The 17,497-nt window shown below is 41.1% G+C and carries 17 protein-coding genes; 13 read left to right on the top strand and 4 right to left on the bottom strand.

Annotated elements, in window-relative coordinates; genetic code table 11:
- Window positions 1-250: 250 nt before the first annotated feature.
- Both V7K32_RS17245 and V7K32_RS17240 read left to right on the top strand, forming a co-directional pair.
- Window positions 251-529 (top strand): hypothetical protein, encoded by a 279-nt coding sequence (locus tag V7K32_RS17245; RefSeq protein ID WP_334995053.1) that lies wholly within the window; start codon window positions 251-253, stop codon window positions 527-529.
- 107 nt (window positions 530-636) lie between these two features.
- Window positions 637-864 (top strand): hypothetical protein, encoded by a 228-nt coding sequence (locus V7K32_RS17240; RefSeq protein WP_196524301.1) that lies wholly within the window; start codon window positions 637-639, stop codon window positions 862-864.
- Between the two features lie 79 nt (window positions 865-943).
- On the opposite strand, the gene V7K32_RS17235 is transcribed toward V7K32_RS17240, so the two are convergent.
- On the bottom strand, window positions 944-1,810 hold the full coding sequence (locus tag V7K32_RS17235; protein WP_334995052.1) for a hypothetical protein: 867 nt from the start codon (window positions 1,808-1,810) through the stop codon (window positions 944-946).
- Window positions 1,811-2,176: 366 nt separating this feature from the next.
- On the opposite strand from V7K32_RS17235, the gene mnmA reads away from it, so the two are divergent.
- The 3 genes from mnmA (at window position 2,177) to V7K32_RS17220 (ending at window position 4,262) form a co-directional block, all read left to right on the top strand.
- Window positions 2,177-3,232, top strand: a complete 1,056-nt coding sequence (gene mnmA, locus V7K32_RS17230; protein WP_334995051.1) for a tRNA 2-thiouridine(34) synthase MnmA — start codon at window positions 2,177-2,179, stop codon at window positions 3,230-3,232.
- A gap of 381 nt (window positions 3,233-3,613) precedes the next feature.
- Window positions 3,614-3,871, top strand: coding sequence for a hypothetical protein (locus tag V7K32_RS17225; RefSeq protein ID WP_334995050.1), 258 nt, complete (start codon window positions 3,614-3,616; stop codon window positions 3,869-3,871).
- Window positions 3,864-4,262, top strand: coding sequence for a hypothetical protein (locus V7K32_RS17220; RefSeq protein ID WP_334995049.1), 399 nt, complete (start codon window positions 3,864-3,866; stop codon window positions 4,260-4,262). The genes V7K32_RS17225 and V7K32_RS17220 overlap by 8 nt, the downstream gene beginning before the upstream one ends.
- Window positions 4,263-4,274: 12 nt before the next feature.
- Here V7K32_RS17220 and V7K32_RS17215 read toward each other — a convergent pair whose 3' ends face one another.
- Together V7K32_RS17215 and V7K32_RS17210 are read right to left on the bottom strand one after the other, a co-directional pair.
- Window positions 4,275-4,544, bottom strand: a complete 270-nt coding sequence (locus tag V7K32_RS17215) for a type II toxin-antitoxin system ParD family antitoxin (protein ID WP_334995048.1) — start codon at window positions 4,542-4,544, stop codon at window positions 4,275-4,277.
- A gap of 124 nt (window positions 4,545-4,668) precedes the next feature.
- Complete coding sequence (locus V7K32_RS17210; RefSeq protein WP_334995047.1) at window positions 4,669-5,322, bottom strand: Uma2 family endonuclease; 654 nt, start codon at window positions 5,320-5,322, stop codon at window positions 4,669-4,671.
- 196 nt (window positions 5,323-5,518) lie between these two features.
- On the opposite strand from V7K32_RS17210, the gene sat reads away from it, so the two are divergent.
- From sat to V7K32_RS17180, 6 genes are all read left to right on the top strand, one after another.
- On the top strand, window positions 5,519-6,697 hold the full coding sequence (sat, locus tag V7K32_RS17205) for a sulfate adenylyltransferase (protein WP_334995046.1): 1,179 nt from the start codon (window positions 5,519-5,521) through the stop codon (window positions 6,695-6,697).
- 224 nt (window positions 6,698-6,921) lie between these two features.
- On the top strand, window positions 6,922-9,081 hold the full coding sequence (locus V7K32_RS17200) for a caspase family protein (RefSeq protein ID WP_334995045.1): 2,160 nt from the start codon (window positions 6,922-6,924) through the stop codon (window positions 9,079-9,081).
- A 589-nt stretch (window positions 9,082-9,670) separates the two neighbouring features.
- A complete protein-coding gene (locus V7K32_RS17195; protein ID WP_334995044.1) occupies window positions 9,671-10,513 on the top strand; it encodes a DUF2382 domain-containing protein in 843 nt (280 codons plus the stop codon).
- Window positions 10,514-10,940: 427 nt separating this feature from the next.
- Complete coding sequence (locus tag V7K32_RS17190; protein ID WP_334995043.1) at window positions 10,941-11,834, top strand: DUF2382 domain-containing protein; 894 nt, start codon at window positions 10,941-10,943, stop codon at window positions 11,832-11,834.
- Window positions 11,835-12,102: 268 nt separating this feature from the next.
- Entirely contained in the window at window positions 12,103-12,987 is an 885-nt protein-coding gene (locus V7K32_RS17185; protein WP_334995042.1) for a YsnF/AvaK domain-containing protein, read from the top strand.
- Between the two features lie 271 nt (window positions 12,988-13,258).
- Window positions 13,259-14,182, top strand: a complete 924-nt coding sequence (locus V7K32_RS17180) for an ion channel (protein WP_334995041.1) — start codon at window positions 13,259-13,261, stop codon at window positions 14,180-14,182.
- Window positions 14,183-14,194: 12 nt separating this feature from the next.
- Here the strand turns inward: V7K32_RS17180 and V7K32_RS17175 are convergent, their stop codons facing one another.
- Window positions 14,195-14,389 (bottom strand): hypothetical protein, encoded by a 195-nt coding sequence (locus tag V7K32_RS17175; protein WP_334995040.1) that lies wholly within the window; start codon window positions 14,387-14,389, stop codon window positions 14,195-14,197.
- Window positions 14,390-14,672: 283 nt separating this feature from the next.
- Between V7K32_RS17175 and V7K32_RS17170 the strand changes: the two genes are divergently transcribed.
- Window positions 14,673-16,370, top strand: coding sequence for an alpha/beta hydrolase (locus tag V7K32_RS17170; RefSeq protein WP_334995039.1), 1,698 nt, complete (start codon window positions 14,673-14,675; stop codon window positions 16,368-16,370).
- Between the two features lie 480 nt (window positions 16,371-16,850).
- Window positions 16,851-17,459 (top strand): hypothetical protein, encoded by a 609-nt coding sequence (locus V7K32_RS17165; RefSeq protein ID WP_334995038.1) that lies wholly within the window; start codon window positions 16,851-16,853, stop codon window positions 17,457-17,459.
- Window positions 17,460-17,497: the final 38 nt, after the last annotated feature.

Raw genomic sequence — 17,497 nt, 5'->3', positions numbered from 1 at the left:
TCTTGGCTGTATTACTCTTGTAATTAATACAGGCGAAGTTAAGTTAAGCGCCAAGAAAAGGTGGTTGAGGAAAGATTTAGAGAGCGTTACTACTGCAAGCTTAGTAAATCACTGGTGTTACTTGTTACTCTCCGATATTAATTACTCATGAAAGTGGTGTCTACTAAACAGGCAGTGGGTATTAACTAACTAGATTCTGTAGAGCATATTTACGACTAAGTATGTAAGCCATTATCCTACAGGAGGTTCAATGATGTTAGACAGAGATTGTCATCATGATTGCAATCAAAATCAGTGTCCCTTTGCCCAAGATACACGAAATCCCAATAGATATGTTTGTCTCAAATGTGGTGTTGAGCGCGAAATAAATAAGTATTCCTCTGGTTTCGGCTCATTTTTGCTGCTGTTGTTGGGCTTGTTTATTTCGTTCCAACTATTAGCTAATTATGAAAAGCAAAACAATCCACAAAGACAACAACAGTCTTTGAATAATTCACCAAAAAAGGTGAATATCCTGGTGTCAAACTAATCTTCAGGCTGGGCATGATTTCCCATAGCCTTGTTTTCTAAATGGGAAATGGGAAATCAAAAATAGTATTCACTCTTCAAAAATTAGCTACTTTCGTGAGTAAAATTATGGACTCAAATCAAGATACGCTTCTATTTCGCTTTGCCTCTAAATCCTTGAAATATTTCTTGCTGGTGCTAGTTGGCATTGCGATCGCTTATGTTCTATCCAGTGGTTTAGGTATTTTACAAATCATACCCATACTGCTGTACCTTTTACAACAGTTTTTGCTGCCACTGGGAATCATCCTGTTGTGTTTAATTACAACAGCAGTAATTATTGAATCGCTACGTTAAGAATCGGCGGAGTTGGGAGTGATTCAATTTTGGATTTTCGATTGAAGGAAAAATCTAAATTGAATGGCTCCTAACTTCTTCACTTTCCGTAGTAAACCCTGGCATTTTTGTATCCTATATTTTGCAGATACTTATTCCATTCCCCAGCTTGGAATCGATCGGAGAAAGGTCCGACTGCTATGTGTGGTCCTCGTGGTTGCGTTCTTTCGAGGACTCCGCCAGATCGTCCTAAACCTTGGCTAAATCGGGCTAGATTCTGCCTAATTTGTTCTGCGATCGCAGGTAATTGTTCTTGAGTGGTGGGAATGACGACATAATATCTAGAGGCAAGCTTTGGAGGATTTATATTATTGCGATCGCCTCTAAAAGTTCCATTACCTGCATCTATTTGCTGTCCGTTAGTGAAGCTGATAATCCGGGCGTTATATATGCCTCGTGACTGTAACTCACTCACCCGTTGTTGGGCGTTAGATACTCTGTTAAAAACTCCTGATTGAATTATATTCCGTCCCTGGTACTCCCGAATATAAGCACTGGGTTCAATCTGACGGATTGCTTGTAGCGTCTGGAAATCACTACCATCTACGTAAACTAAGTAGCGCTCAAAATTCTGGTTAGATTGACTAAACTGTGTAGATTGAGGGGGCTGAAAATTCTGCTCAATTTGATTGTTTTGTACTGGTTGGGAGGGCTGAAAATCTTGCCCAAATTGATTGTTTTGTACTGGTTGGGAGGGCTGAAAGTTTTGCTCAATTTGACTCTCCTCTAATGGTTGTAACTGCGGTGATGGCTGTTGACCAAAGGGAATTGGCGGTGGCGGTAAAATTTCACCTGCTTCTTGAGCCAATAGCATTTTGTTGTTGGGAATCAGCAGTAACCATCCTCCCATTAACAAGGGGAGAAGTTTTATAGTGGGCTTCCAACCCTCAGAACTTCGACGCAGCATCTCAAATGGGACAAATTTACTTGATATTCCTCTCAACATAGTACTTTAGAAAGTAGTCAAAGTATTTTTAAATAATTTCCGTTAGGAACTAATTAGTTCACCGTTGTAGCAACTATAACAGCCCTAAATCATTTGTAAAAATAAATTAACCGCAGAGGCAAGAGAGACGGAGAGAGACTAAAATCTCCGACTTCTTTAAGAAGTCGGGGATCTTATTGTTCACGACTCATTTAAGATTGGTATATATAGCGTTAACGTACAATTAGCTCATCTGCGTGGCAAAAAATACGTCTGGAAGTGCTTTGGTAGCAAGGCAATGAAAGAGTGTGTGTTACAATTGGGCAACCACGAATATCGTGTCGTGCTATGAAAAAAGTCGTCGTTGGTCTTTCTGGTGGCGTTGACAGTTCCACCGCCGCAGCTATCCTGCACCATCAGGGCTATGAAGTGATTGGTTTGACTCTTTGGCTAATGAAAGGCAAAGGTCAATGTTGCTCTGAAGGTATGATCGACGCGGCCCAACTCTGTGAACAATTGGGCGTTCCCCATCAGATTGTCGATATTCGGAATCTCTTTCAGACGCATATTGTCGATTACCTGGTAACTGGTTACAGTGCTGGAATCACGCCTTTGCCTTGCTCTCAGTGCAATAAAACGGTGAAGTTTGGGCCAATGGTGCAGTATGCTCGTGAAGAATTGGGATGCGATCGCATTGCCACCGGTCATTATGCCCGAATTAGCTATGACGAAGCAACAAAACGTTACCAGTTATTAAGGGCTGTTGACCGCAACAAAGACCAGTCATACTTCCTCTATGATTTGTCTCAAGATTTACTAAGAGCAACGATATTTCCTCTAGGGGAACTAGAAAAAACTGATACGCGCCGCATTGCAACTGAATACGGTCTGAAAACTGCTGACAAACCAGAAAGTCAAGATTTATGCTTAGTGGAAAGTAACGGTTCCATGCGGGCATTTTTAGATAAATATTTAGCCCCCAAAACAGGCGATATTGTCGATGTTACAGGCAAAGTTTTGGGACAGCATGATGGTGTGCATCATTATACCATTGGCCAGCGCAAAGGTTTGGGGATTGCTGCTGCCGAACCGTTGTATGTGATTGAATTAGATGCACAAAATAATAAAGTAGTAGTAGGCGATCGCACTAAGGTAACTCAGCCAGAATGCACTGTAAATCGGGTAAATTGGGTTTCTATTGCTGAACCATCGACCCCAATTCATGCCGAAGTGCAAATTCGCTATCGTTCAACCGCTACACCAGTAACAGTGATTCCGTTGGAAAACTCTCGCGTGCGTTTGGTGTTTGATAAACCCCAAATCAGCATCACCCCCGGACAAGCGGCGGTGTGGTACGACGGTGAGAAAGTTTTAGGTGGCGGAATAATTGAACAATTTAGTTGAATGTGACCCCAATTTTGGTAGAAGCCAAAACTGCCTCTTCTTTTAACTTCAGATAAGCAAAAGCCGCCCTGAGTTTTGGAGGGGTATTTTTATGCTTAAATTAGATAATAAACCGCGTCTATCTTGAAACCTGTAGTTCTTCAGTGATGAAAAGGATTTGCTCTCATCCCCCAACCCCGAATCCCAAAATTGGGATTCGGGGAGCCAGAATTTCAAAGTCCCTCTCCCAGATATGGGAGAGGGATTTAGGGTGAGGGCAAAAACTACGGTTCTCAACTTAGATGAGGTTTAATGCAAGAATAAGAGCCAATCACCGATCCGTTTTTAATAGAGCTATTAGAAGGCTATACTTTAGCAGAAGCAGCAGAGATTCAACGCTACATGAAGCAATGGGATATTGCTACCTATACCAGTGTTGCTCAGAGTATCTTAGATCATGCTGCTAGAAAAAGAATTGAACCCTTAAAATATCTACGCAAAGCTCATAACTTTAATAAAAAAGGAGCGATTCGAGTTCCGAAAACTGGATATCGAGGTGATAGTTCAGCTGTCTATCGTAAAAATAATGAATATCTGATTGTCAGACCCGATGAATATGGCACTGAAAAGATAATTACTTATGGAGTCAATAATGACTGAAGCAATTTTAAATGAGCAAGAATTGACGAAGAAAAACATTGTTCAATTGTTAGGACAGTTGACTAACGTATATCAAGCTACTCGAACTGAACGACAAGAAATTGCTATACAATTTCCTCCAGAAAATGAAGAGTTTTCTCTGTTAGAAGAACTTGAACTTTTAACAGTAAATCTCAGAGGTTATGCTAGTCAATTTCAATCCACAGGTCGAATTGTAAATAAAGACCACGCAATTGAGCAATTACAAGCTATGCGAGTTTTAAATCTACCTCAAATTGCGAGTTTTTATTTTGGTAGTAATAACAGTTATGAACAGATAAAGAGTTATATTAGAACGCTAGATTACTTGCGGTTACTGCTGTTGGAATATTTACAGTTTCAGAGTGACTAAAATCATTACTTATTAACCTTGGTTTGAACCTTTATGCTTGCCGATTCTTTCCCGCACAGCTTGGCGGATGTCTTCCCAATCGTCAGGAGTCATTTCAGTTGCATTCCCAGAATTTAAACCTTCTAAAAGCATCGCTTCCAAACGTTCAGCAGCTTGACGCTTTTGGTCTTGGCGCACTAACTCACGGAAATATTCACTGACACTGCTGTAGCCACCAGTCGCCACTTTCTGTTCTATATAAGTCCGCATCGCGTCAGGAAGAGATATATTTATACTTTTCACAGTCACTACTTCCCTAATTTTCCCTTGATAATATTATTTTATGGCAATTTATGCCATTTATTGCCATACTAAGCTTAATTAGCGAAAGCGATACCTGCGGTGAGCTACGCTTACGTACTCTCTATCAAAAAATATTTCTATCTAATGCCCCTTCAAACTCTTCCAAAGCTTGTACGGTTCCTACTTGCCAAGCTCGTTCAACTGTAGCCGGAATAATTTTAGTTAGAGGGATATTTGGAAAGTTAGGACTGTTATCAGACTCGATGTAATGTCCATCCCTGAGTAAATAAATCCTCAGCTTTTTACTATCGTAAATCCATAATTCTGGAACAGCGATCGCTTCGTAAGCATCAAGAGTTGTTTTTGATGTCACATCTGTTTCAATTGCCAAATCAGGAGGCGGATCATCTCGTTCTAGTTTGCGACGACGAATCATTCTTTGGTAATTTTGGATGTAGAAGCAAGCATCTGGTTCTACCCCCGCTATATTTTCCCGCTTGAAGGTGGTTGAACCGAAGGGTTCATAACTTTTACCTGCCATCTTCAGTAAGATTTTTACAATATCCGAAATTAAGTCCTTTGATTTTTCGTGTTCGGGTAGAGGAACCATAATTTCTAACGTAGACTTGCTGTAAGCAACTCGTAGCGATCGCTTTTCGCCCAGTTCTTGCAAAATCGACTCAAATTCCTCCCAACTCATATCCTGGATACTGACTGTACTACCAGGCGCTAACCGCATTTGACTAACAGGTTTAACAACGGGGGATACAGCAGTCATAAGCCTTTTCCTTATCAAGGAACTATTCTGAAACTTGAGGCTGGATTAGCTTTAGCCTAACCTAATCAGAACAGTTAGAGGCTAGTTGCAAAAATTTTACTCAATTCCTTAAACTCTTTTTTTTCTCAGTACCAGCATTTTGATAAGTTAGTACATAATCTGAAACAATAACAGTTAATACAAAGAGGGGATTAAGTTGAGTCACAATCCAGATGCCATAGCCCCGCACGGTGGACAGTTAGTTAACCGGATCGCCACACCAGAACAAAGAGCAGAGTTTCTCTCAAAAGCTGAATTTTTGCCGCGAGTGCAACTTAACGATCGCGCCGTCTCGGATGTAGAAATGATTGCGATCGGTGCTTTTAGTCCACTCACGGGTTTTATGAACCAAGAAGACTACGATCGCACTGTTACAGAAATGCGGTTAGCTAACGGTGTTGTGTGGTCAATCCCGATTACACTATCGGTAAGCGAAGAAGTAGCTTCACCGTTACCAGAAGGCGGCTTAATCCGTCTGGATAATTCCAGAGGCGAATTTATCGGAGTTTTGCAACTCACCCAAAAATATAACTACGACAAAACCCGCGAAGCAATAAAGGTCTACCGCACTGATGATGTCAATCATCCCGGCGTACAGGTACTCTATAACCAAGGTAACGTAAATCTAGCAGGTGATATTTGGTTGTTGCAGCGCGAACCTCATCCCCAGTTTCCTACTTACCAAATTGATCCAGCTGCCTCACGGCAACTATTTAGAGACAAGGGTTGGAAAACCATCGTTGGCTTTCAAACTCGCAACCCCATCCATCGCGCCCATGAATATATTCAAAAGTGCGCTTTAGAAATTGTTGATGGTCTATTTTTGCACCCATTAGTCGGGGCAACAAAAGAAGACGATATCGCTGCTGATGTGCGGATGCGTTGCTATGAAATTTTGCTAGAACATTACTACCCCTTAAATAGGGTAAGTTTGGCAATAAATCCCGCCGCAATGCGCTATGCTGGTCCTCGTGAAGCCATATTCCATGCTTTAGTCCGCAAAAACTACGGCTGTACTCACTTTATCGTCGGACGAGATCATGCTGGCGTCGGTGACTATTATGGCACTTACGATGCTCAATATATCTTTGATGAATTTGCCCCAAGTGAATTGGGCATTGTGCCGATGAAATTTGAACACGCTTTCTACTGCACGCGCACTAAGCAGATGGCAACATCTAAAACTAGTCCCAGCAAGCCAGAAGAACGCATCCATCTATCGGGGACAAAAGTCCGAGAAATGTTGCGGCGCGGTGAATTACCCCCACCAGAATTTTCTCGTCCTGAAGTGGCGGCAGAGTTAGCGCGGGCAATGCGGATAGAACTGCCGGTTTAGGGCATTGGGCATCCCTTCGGCAACTCTTAGAGACACACTCGCGTTCGCTCAGGGCAAGTGGGCATTGGGCATGAGTAAACAGTCAAGAGTAAATATTGGTTTCCTAACTCCTAACTCTTAACTCCTAACTCCTAACTCCTAACTCCCTCACAATTTTATAACTTTACAATACAGAGTTCAGCCCTGTAAGCTGCTAACTGATAGCTGAGGGCTGATAGCTAATTATGGAACGGCGCACGTTTTTACACAGAATTGGCTCAATACTCGCGGTATTGGGGGTAACTGAAGCTGAGTGGTTGACTTTGGGAAATCGCTATTATCAGGCTTTGGCACAACCTGGTTCGCGCAAGTTGGCATTGTTAATAGGTATTAACCAATACCCACAACTTCCAGCCCTCAGTGGTTGTCTGACTGATGTAGAATTACAAAGAGAACTTTTGATTAACCGCTTTGGTTTCCAAGGGTCAGATATTTTAACCTTAACTGACGAACAAGCTAGCAGGGAATTCATTGAGGCAGCTTTTTTGGATCACCTGGGCAAGCAAGTTAAACCCGATGATGTTATCGTCTTCCACTTTAGCGGCTATGGCAGCCGTGTTAAATTGGAAACATCACCAAATACAATGCAAAATGCTTTGGTGGCAGCTAATGTAGGTTTGAATGCACAAAATGATAAAATAGTCAACTATATATTAGAAGAAACTCTACTGCTATTATTGCGATCGCTCCCCACAGACCGAGTAACAGCAGTATTGGATACTAGCTATTATGCTCCTAGCCCAGTCTTAGGATTAAAAATTCGCGCCCTTGAGGAGTCAGTAGCAAAGCTAGCAGTAGAAGAACTGGACTTTCTCAAACAACTTAAAACTCAGAAGTTATCCAGCACTCCAATTGTTTTAACAGCTACCTCAGAAGCAAACCAGCCAGCCAGGGAAAGACTCTTTTCTGGTTTTAGTGCCGGGTTATTTACCTACGCCTTGACACAGTATTTGTGGGAATTCACCCCAGCTACCACAATTAAAGTCGCCCTCTCGTATATGGAAAATTCTCTATACAAATTGGGTAGTAAACAGCAACCGGGGAATCTAGAAAACCTCTCTCCTAAGACAAGAGAGGCTTTGAATTCTCCCCCAGCGCTACAAGAGTTGGGGGCTGGGGGGTTAGTCGCCTCTTCTTTTCCAGACAGCATCATTGGTGCAGAAGGCGTGGTGAGTGCTATTGAAGAAGACGGTAAAACAGTCCATCTGTGGTTGGCAGGATTACCACCACAAGTGCTGCTATACTACGGAGTGAATTCTCGATTAACCTTAGCAACAACAGAGCAATTGGTATTGCGATCGCGGACTGGGTTAACAGCAAAAGCGCAAATTTCCAAAATTGAAGGTGCAAATCTCCTAAAAGTCGGGCAACTCGTCCAAGAAGCAGTCCGAGTTTTACCGCGAAATATTCATTTAAAAATAGCTTTGGATACTGGATTAGAAAGAATTGAGCGGGTAGATGCTACAAGTGCCTTCGCTGGATTTTTCCATGTATCCACCGTAATAGCAGGAGAAAAACCTGCTGATTATGTATTTGCCAAGTTACAGGAAATTCCCACTCGTTATGGTCTATTTTCTCTTAGTGGCGAACTAATTCCCAATACCACCGGTGAAGTAGGAGAAGCAGTAAAATTAACAGTGCAAAGGTTAGCGCCAAAATTATCAACCCTGTTTGCAGCTAAGTTATGGCGACTTACAGAAAATCAAGGTTCTTCCCGCTTGCCTCTCAAGGCAACCTTAGAAATAATTAGCGATATCTCACCACAGGTGGTGATGCAACGTGAAACAATACGAACTTTCAAACCTGAAACTTCAATCAAAAAATCACTCCCCACTGCGATTGTGCCTATCGGTAGTCGAATGCAATATCGAGTGGAAAACCAGAGCGATCGCTCAGTATATTTAATCTTACTGGGATTAAACAATAATCATACAGCAGTTGGCTTCTATTCTTGGGAAACCCCCCAAGAAGCAAACATTGCCGACACCAAGCCCCTCCTCAAACAAGTCGTCATCGCCCCAGGTGAAACCCTCACCCTACCCCAAACTAATAGTGCTTCCGAATGGCTGATTTCAGGGCCAGCTTGCTTTTACGAACAACAACTGATTTTTAGTACTGCCCCATTTAGCGAAACTCTCGCCGCCTTGAGTACTGTCAAGTATTCCCCAGCCGAACAACAGCCGATAGGTTCATTGTTGAATCCTTTAGACGTTGCACAAGCCTTGCTACAAGACTTACATAACGCCAGCGCCCTCAAAGCGGAAATGAACGGCACAGCAGCCGACTCATATATCTTAGATGTGAATAATTGGGCAAGTCTTAGCTTTACTTTTCAGGTTGTCTAGACAACGATATAATCCAATATCATTGGGTTAAGCATTTTTTCTTCTCTCTGTTTCCTCTGCGTCTCTGCGGTTCGATAAAAAATTAACTTTGATAAATTTTAGCCTTAACCCAAGCGTATTGATATTTAGTCCTCTTGAGAAGACTTGAGCTATAAGGGACTTCCAAGAAATAAATTATTCCAATAAACGAACCACAAAGCCACAGAGAACGCAGAGAGAAGAAATAGAGAGAGTTTTTGCGTCAGTTTTGAAACATTTTTTTATTTGTCAGTCCCTAAGCAAGAGGAATTTATTCCCAGGCGGGTTAGCAACTGCCGTCGAAAGGTGTGGGGAATTAAACCCCTAAACTTTGTTAAAATCTTAACTTAATCGTATTGGCTCATTAGCAAAACTTTTTTATACCAGCATTTATAGAGCTTTTTAGAACTTTAGTCATACTCCTATTGATTACCCTGAGTATTTAACTGATAAGGTATGAACTATAAACTATAAAATATCTCATTTGCAATTCAGTCGCCAGCAGGAGGACACTGAGCAAAATATTTTTTAGACTATAAAAGCAACCTTATAAATAAACTGAAAATAGCGTATGCCTCTTCACAAACTTGAACATTTTGACCCCAACTATCGAGAAACTTTTGGCCAAGACGACGTTAAAGCTCTGGATGTTTACACTCAAGGAGGAGACAGAGTTGGCTCAGTGGCGGATGTTTTAGTTGATGACCATGGCCATTTCCGGTATTTAGTTATTGATACAAGCTCAGATTTTTTGGGTAAAAAAATATTACTACCAATTGGTCTTTCTCGGATAGACCATCCTGCAAGACGCGTCTATGTTGATGGATTAAGCAAACACCAAGTAGAAGGTTTAGTCGAGTACAGAGAAAACATGGTCGTCGATCATGATTACGAAGAAAGTGTCCGTAGTGTATTTCGTTCTCCAACTACTGGTGTAAATTACGATCGCAATACATATAATTACGAAGCAGAACCAGCTTTATACGGGTTGAATAATCAAGATAATCAAACTTTTAGACTCTATGAAGAACGATTAATTGCCAGCAAACAGCGCATCAAAACTGGAGAAGTAACGGTTGGGAAGCACATTGAAACAGAAACTGCAAGCGTTACAGTACCTATTCAAAAAGAACGAGTTGTGATTGAGCGAGTTGTGCCAACAGAAGCAGGAAAGGTTGTAGATTCCAATGTACTTAAGTTCCAAGAAGGGGAAGTAGCACGCATAGAAGTGTACGAAGAAACGCCTGAGATACGTAAAGAAGCATTTGTGCGTGAAGAAGTCAGAGTTAAAAAAGTAGTAGAACGGGAGACTGTGGAAGCACAAGATACCATTCGTCGAGAAGAGTTAGATGTTGATACTGAGGGTAATTTACAGGTTCAGGAACATGGTACAACTACACACGAAGCTATTTAAGTAGCTAGTCAGTAAGTTCCTTTGGTAGATTTATCTGAAATAATCATGCAGGCAAAGTTAATTTTTATCTCTGCTTGTGTTTTTGTATTAAACAACAAGTTCCCGATTTATCTAATAAGTCGGGAATATAATGCTTTAAAAAAATTACACGATCAACTATATAGAAACGTGAAATTTCTTTGCGCTCTCATCATCATGACTTACGAAAAATTATGAAAAAACGAACCGCGAATGCGAGTGCGTCTCCAAGAGTTGGAATAAGAGTTTTAGAGGGTTTTTGCCTAAGTCCTAATCATCAAAAAAATATCTATAACTTTTGATTATTAAAATTTTTAAATAATTCCTTCGCCAGAAAGAGGTAAATAAATAATTAAATGTCTAACTTAGTTAATAGGAGATGGGAAAGAAAATTTTTGAGGAAAATATTATGGTTCTCTACAAATTACAAGATTTTGAGCCTAACTACCGTGATACCTTAGAAGGTCAGGATATTAATGGGCTTGGCGTTTATACACAAGGAACTGATGAAAAAGTTGGTACTGTCAGCGATATTTTAGTGGATGAAGAAGGTCATTTCCGCTATCTAGTCGTTGACTTAGGCTTCTGGATTTTTGGTAAAAAAGTTTTACTACCAATTGGTCGTGCGCGTATCGACTATAATGCCGATCGCGTCTACACAATTGGCTTGACTAGAGAGCAAGCAGAAGATTTACCTGAGTTCAGTGAACGCCAAGCGCTTGATTATGATTATGAAGAAAGAGTGCGGGGAATATATCGCCAACCCACAGACTACGTTAAACCTGTAGATCCCTTATTACCATTGGAAGCGACACCACCAGTGGATACAACCTATCAGAAGCCGGTTACGCCAACTCACAATCGTGATAGCTACAATTACGAACAAGAGCCTTCTTTATTCGGGTTAAATGAGCAAGATCATCAAACTCTGAGATTGTATGAAGAACGGCTGATTGCCAGTAAACGCCGCCAAAAAACTGGAGAAGTAGCCATTGGCAAGCGCGTTGAGACTGATACTGCACGGGTTGCAGTGCCAATAGAAAAAGAGCGAGTTGTGATTGAACGTGTAACTCCAGCAGATGCAGGTACTGCCGTTTCTGGCCGCGAAGCAGACTTCCGTGGAGGCGAAGTTGCTCGCGTAGAAATCCATGAAGAAACTGCTGAGATTCGCAAAGAAGCATTTTTGCGTGAAGAAGTCAGAGTTAAAAAAGTGGTCGATCAAGAGACAGTTGAAACTCAAGAGACCGTGCGTCGTGAAGAGTTAGATGTAAATTCTGGTAATCTTCCCGTTGAAGAACGCTAAATAACAGAGTCATTAGTTGCTAAACTAATGACTAATAATTAAATTCGAGAGAGTACAGGTGAGGCTGTAAAATTAGCTTTACCTGTGCTTTGAATAGCTAATACAACTTTAGATTTTGGGTTGCGAATATTTATTTATCTGAATATGACTTAGATAAATAAATCTATTATATCGCAAACATTTTCTAAATGTTATTTAGATGATTGATACATTTAATTTAGCTAAGTAGAAAACAGTTCGTAAACTTTGCACTATGAATAGCCAACCGATGACAAAAAACATTGGACAGGCAAACTCCGATCAGACTAGCACCTCATTAGCAGATTTAAAAAACAAGGTAAGCAATTTTGCCGTGTACGATCGGCAAGGTCAGCTAGTAGGAATAGTTCATGATTTAATTGTGGATGCTAATCGTCGATTAAACCTAGTTATATCTTCTAACCAGGTGAATCAAGAAACTCTAGAAGATGGTCAGCAGTTAGCTGATAAACATCCTTCTTTATTTCGGTTGCAGAGCCAGAGAATAAAAAAAATAGATAAGCCGACTAAATCTGTTTTTATAGACTTAAATAAATCAGAAATCGAATATATGCCTGAATATTTAGAAACAGAAACACCAGGCGATGCCTATGGGCAAGCTGCTTTGCATCTACGCACACTATCAGAATCAACTGAGCAGCCAGTAAATTATTTAGATGAGGCTACTGAAGAACAGATTATTAGTTTACTAGAAGAACGACTAGTTGTTGAAAGCAGTAAGCGTAAAGTTGGTGAGGTGATTGTTCGCAAAGAAATCGAAACCCGGATGATACAAGTTCCTGTCCGGCGCGAAAAGTTGATTGTAGAACAAATTAGCCCAGAATACAAACAACTTGCAGAAATTGATTTAGGAGAAGAGGAAATTTCTGGTATTGACTTAACCGAAGTAGAAAGAGTTGAAGTTCCGCATTTTGGCACAGGTTTAATGGTAAGCGGGGAATTTAGCTCACCGAAAACTGCTAGTTTATTGTTGAATGCGATCGCACTAGAGCAAAATCACGGTTGCAACCAGGTGCGAGTGACCATAGCTGTTGAAGATGAGTCACACCAGAAAAAATATCAGGAGTGGTTTGACCGCTGTTCTAAAGGTCAGCAAGCAAACCCTGAAAAATGAGTTAGTTTCTCACTGATTGTTAGGGTGGGCATTGCACACCCTATTTTTTTGCTTATTTAAGAAAATAAAGTTTAAATTTCCTTACAGGTAATACCATTTCACTTTAATAATGATATAAAGACGTTCGTAGGGGCATAGGATTCCCATGCCCCTACGACGATAAATGTATATGTATCAAGATCAAGATTTTCGGAAATTGGTATAAGTCGGATGTCTCCAAAGCAACTTAATTTACAATACTAAGCAGTTGCCGTTGTTTTGGCTACTTGCAATGAAATTTCGACTGAAGAGACTTTCACCGAAGAAAAAACAGCGTCTGATCCCACTTATTCAGATTAAAGTTCGAGATGGAAAATCTGAGATTATGGGTATGGGTGCATGGCATTCTTACTGGCGCGATCCCTACCATCTGCTGCTAACGATTCCCTGGGCTGGCTTTCTGACCCTGATTTGTACTTTCTATGTAACTGTTAATGCTCTCTTTGCCCTAGCTTACTTGATAGGAGGAGATTGTATTGCCAACGCCCGACCTGGCTCTTTTTTAGATGTCTTTTTCTTTAGCGTACAAACCCTAGCATCCATCGGCTATGGGGCAATGTATCCTAAAACAACTTACGCCAACATTATTGTCACCATTGAAGCAATGATCGGTTTGGTGGGAATTGCTGTGATGACGGGGCTAGCTTTTGCTCGATTCTCCCGACCTACAGCTCGTGTGCTTTTTAGTCGTGTAGCAGTGATTGCATCTCATAATGCAATGCCGACTCTCATATTTCGCAGCGCTAATCAGCGTCGCAATATGATTCTGGAGGCGCAGATGCGAGTCTACTTAATGCGAGACGATGTAACCTCAGAAGGGGAGTTCATGCGTCGGTTCTACGACCTCAAACTGCTGAGAAACCAAACACCTAGCTTCACGTTAAGCTGGTCAGTGATGCATGTCATTGATGAGTTTAGTCCTCTATATGGAATGACACCTGAATCTTTAACCCAGACAAATACTATACTGATCGTCTCTTTGAGTGGCATTGATGAAACGGTTGCACAGGTTGTCCATGCCCGTCATACTTATAGTGCTAATGAGATTTTGTGGAATAATCAATTTGTCGATATCTTCCATCACACAACCGATGGATATCGCTACATCGATTACAACCGCTTCCACGATGTTTTACCTTTAGATGAAAACAGTTGAAATGCTTAAAAGTTACTCCACAGTCTGATTGAGTGGAGCTTGTAAGGGTTTAACGACAACCCGACCATTTTCAACTACAGTGCAACTTTTAACCCTGCTCTTGCTGGGGTTAACTGGCACATCCTGGCACTGGTTTTGGTAAGAGATATTTTGCTCTTGTTGTTGATTGAGGACGACAACACAAGAAGGGCAGGAGGAGAAGGACATATAAAATATTTTGATCTCTATATCTATTATCGCCTTACTGATGGTATTTTGCTGAAAAATTTGTTACTGATGTGTTAGTCATTGGTCATTGATACATCCCTTGCTTTGAAAGTGGGTGATTTAAAACGTATATGGGAACCTAGTGCTGTAAATACTTGCTTTTTTGTGCTTGTAAGCTGTTTGATATATCTAAACCAAGTAAACAGGAAAGCGGTTATAAATCCCGCCCCGCTTTCCTCCCTGCTCAAACTTGTCTGGCAGGGTTAGACAGTGGGTTTTTCTAATGAAAAAATTTCTGAGATACCTGGGTTTAGGTTTGCTATCTACGTTTTTGACTGCAACTCCCGGATTGGGAGCTGAACGCCTTAGCTTTTCTTACCCTCCCTTCGGCGAATTCTACTTGTCTGTGGACTCGCTGGAAACTTTTGCGAAAGTTGGCAAAATCGATCAAGATTTTTCATTTTATGCTAGCCGTGCTACGCCGCAACAACTCGCTCAACTGCGGGATCTGCTTCAGCAAAGGTTCAATGTCACTCCTACATTAGTATCTCAAGTTACCTACTCACCTATAGGCGAAGAAGTGGTGCAACAGCTGGGAGAATTACTTCTCACTGAGTCTCGACAGAACGGCTTCTACGCTATACGTTCCTCTTTGATTTTGGCTGCTGCCGACCCTGAAGGTTTAACGCTTATCAATTTGCTGCGGAAATTTCCTAGCAATACTGTGCGGGTGAATTTCACACAGGGCTTAAGGATAGTTGATGACTTGTCACAATTGCTCAAAAAAAGGGATGAAGTTGTAGCCTCTCTCCAAAAAGAAGCGATCGCAGAAGCAGCCAATTCAAAAATTGACTTCTCACAACAGCCAGATTTGCGATCGCCAGGAAAATTTCGCTGGCAAAAAAAAAGCTTCGAGCTAAATGACATTTCTCGCTCACGCCGTCTACCCGTGGATATCTATCTGCCGGAAGCAGCTTCACAAAGCACTAAAGAACTTTCCTCGCCTCCCTTTCCCCTGATTGTAATTTCTCATGGTGTCGCCTCAGACCGCTCTAGCTTTGTCTACCTGGCTCAACATCTAGCATCCTATGGTTTTGCTGTTGCTGTACTCGAACACCCTGGTAGTAATGCCGAACGCTTTCAACAATATTTTGCGGGTTTGGCAGGTCCCCCAGATCCAGCAGAATTTATCAATCGACCTTTGGATATCAAATATCTCCTTGATGAACTCCAGCGTTTAGAAAAATCTGATCCCATCCTCCAAGGAAAACTCAATTTTCAGCAAGTTGGGGCGATCGGTCAGTCCTTGGGCGGTTATACTGTTTTGGCTCTAGCAGGAGCAAATATTAACTTTGAGGAACTCAGGCAAAACTGTAATCCTAATTATTCATCCTTTAATTTGTCGCTTTTGTTGCAGTGTGAAGCAAATAAATTACCCCTAAGAAATTACGAACTCAAAGACGATCGCATCAAGGTGATCATGGCAATTAATCCAATTGATAGCTTAGTTTTGGGTGAGGGCGGAGTCAGCCAAATTAAAATTCCAGTAATGCTGGTAGCAGGTAGTCAAGATATTTTTGCCCCACCTGTATCTGAGCAGATTCGCCCCTTTACCTGGCTTTCTGACTCTAATAAGTATCTAGCTTTAATTGAAAACGCCACCCACTTTTCGGCGATCGGAGAAACTACTTCTGGAAATGATGTCTTACCTGTGCCATCTGCCTTGCTAGGCCCCGATCGCGCTCCTGTTTATTCCTATCTCAACGCCCTCAGCGTGGCTTTTTTGGAAACCCATCTCCTCAACCACCCTGAATACCGTTCCTATTTGCAGCCTTCCTACGCAACTTTTATCAGTAAAGAGCCGCTTAATCTCAGTATTTTACAGTCCTTGTCGGCAGATCAATTCAATCAAATTTGGAATGGCTCAACTGCCCAGTCAGCCAAACCATCAAATCTTCAACCTACCCCTAACCATCCCTGAGAGGTTGAGGTAAAGCCTTTTTTGTCAATCACTTAAAATATCCCAATTTTAGCTTAAATCTTTTCCCTCACCCCCAGCCCCTCCCCCATCACATGGGAGAGGGGAGACATAATTCTAGTTCCCCGAATCCCAAATGATGGGATTCGGAGTTAGGGGATGAGGGCTATCAAGGTTTTTGCACCTCACGGGATGCTCCGAGCAAGTCAACACCCTAGCTTAAGGCAGGGTAACCCAACATTATCAAGGCTTTGTTGGGTAACACTTAAGTTCAACGCAACCTACAAATCTTCAAAACCTACGCAGTATTGATACCCAAGCGACCAAAACAAAACTCTGACCACGCGTAACCAAAAAAAGCTGACTCTAACGCAGTTTGTAAACTTTTGTAAAGAATTGGCTAACTCTGCATAAAACTATAAACGGCAACTGATAAATCAACAGAAACTACGCTGTGCAGTTATCAGACAAGATTTTTTTATCATGAAAAAAGTGTTTGCATTAATTGAAAAAGAATCAGCCAAATTTGCTCAATCACCCTTTTTTGAGTTTTTGGTAGATAAAAGCATTGCTTTTATACAAAGATTATTTTTTGCTCCTTGTTTTGCACTTTTTTTAATGGGATATGGAAATTTCAACAAATTTGTTTGTTTACAAGAAACCACAGTTAACTCAATTCAATATATTGTTAACAAACAAATCCATGAAGAAGAGAATCATTGGATATGGTTTTTAAAAGATTTAAAAAACTTGGATTTTAACTTATTTTTAAATTTAGCCGACTCTTTAAAATTTAATTGGAGCCATCGGACAGCGATTTGTAAACAAATAATTTATCAACTATATCGGCGAACTTTTCAAGTTAATCCCATTTATGGAGAAAAGCAGGATGCAGAGAAGAGTCTTCTTTCTGCCTCCTGCCTTCTGCCTCCTGCCTTCGTTGATAAAATTTTTGAACTGTTTACAGCCTTGGTAGATATAGTTGTTAATTTTGCTGAAGAATATAATATTAAACAATTATTAACTCGGAGTTTCGATAGCTCCAACTTTCCTCAGTTACCCTGCCAGAAGAAAGCTACAGTCGGGGTTTAAATTCCCTTATGTAACTTTCTTCTCTACGAGACGCTGGG

Origin of the sequence: Nostoc sp. (genome assembly GCF_036917635.1) — a bacterium.
Taxonomy (GTDB): Bacteria; Cyanobacteriota; Cyanobacteriia; order Cyanobacteriales; family Nostocaceae; genus Nostoc.
Note: the sequence above shows the minus strand (reverse complement) of the source record. Positions and strands in the feature narration are given on the sequence as shown.

What these genes read in the sequence shown, in the direction of transcription:
- V7K32_RS17240 (WP_196524301.1), top strand. Translation starts at nt 637, where the DNA reads ATGGACTCAAATCAAGATACGCTTCTATTTCGCTTTGCCTCTAAATCC.
- V7K32_RS17180 (WP_334995041.1), top strand. Translation starts at nt 13,259, where the DNA reads ATGAAATTTCGACTGAAGAGACTTTCACCGAAGAAAAAACAGCGTCTG.
- V7K32_RS17235 (WP_334995052.1), bottom strand. Translation starts at nt 1,810, where the DNA reads ATGCTGCGTCGAAGTTCTGAGGGTTGGAAGCCCACTATAAAACTTCTC.
- V7K32_RS17200 (WP_334995045.1), top strand. Translation starts at nt 6,922, where the DNA reads ATGGAACGGCGCACGTTTTTACACAGAATTGGCTCAATACTCGCGGTA.
- V7K32_RS17195 (WP_334995044.1), top strand. Translation starts at nt 9,671, where the DNA reads ATGCCTCTTCACAAACTTGAACATTTTGACCCCAACTATCGAGAAACT.
- V7K32_RS17220 (WP_334995049.1), top strand. Translation starts at nt 3,864, where the DNA reads ATGACTGAAGCAATTTTAAATGAGCAAGAATTGACGAAGAAAAACATT.
- mnmA (WP_334995051.1), top strand. Translation starts at nt 2,177, where the DNA reads ATGAAAAAAGTCGTCGTTGGTCTTTCTGGTGGCGTTGACAGTTCCACC.
- V7K32_RS17185 (WP_334995042.1), top strand. Translation starts at nt 12,103, where the DNA reads ATGACAAAAAACATTGGACAGGCAAACTCCGATCAGACTAGCACCTCA.
- V7K32_RS17165 (WP_334995038.1), top strand. Translation starts at nt 16,851, where the DNA reads ATGAAAAAAGTGTTTGCATTAATTGAAAAAGAATCAGCCAAATTTGCT.
- V7K32_RS17210 (WP_334995047.1), bottom strand. Translation starts at nt 5,322, where the DNA reads ATGACTGCTGTATCCCCCGTTGTTAAACCTGTTAGTCAAATGCGGTTA.
- V7K32_RS17245 (WP_334995053.1), top strand. Translation starts at nt 251, where the DNA reads ATGATGTTAGACAGAGATTGTCATCATGATTGCAATCAAAATCAGTGT.
- V7K32_RS17190 (WP_334995043.1), top strand. Translation starts at nt 10,941, where the DNA reads ATGGTTCTCTACAAATTACAAGATTTTGAGCCTAACTACCGTGATACC.
- V7K32_RS17175 (WP_334995040.1), bottom strand. Translation starts at nt 14,389, where the DNA reads ATGTCCTTCTCCTCCTGCCCTTCTTGTGTTGTCGTCCTCAATCAACAA.
- V7K32_RS17225 (WP_334995050.1), top strand. Translation starts at nt 3,614, where the DNA reads ATGAAGCAATGGGATATTGCTACCTATACCAGTGTTGCTCAGAGTATC.
- V7K32_RS17170 (WP_334995039.1), top strand. Translation starts at nt 14,673, where the DNA reads ATGAAAAAATTTCTGAGATACCTGGGTTTAGGTTTGCTATCTACGTTT.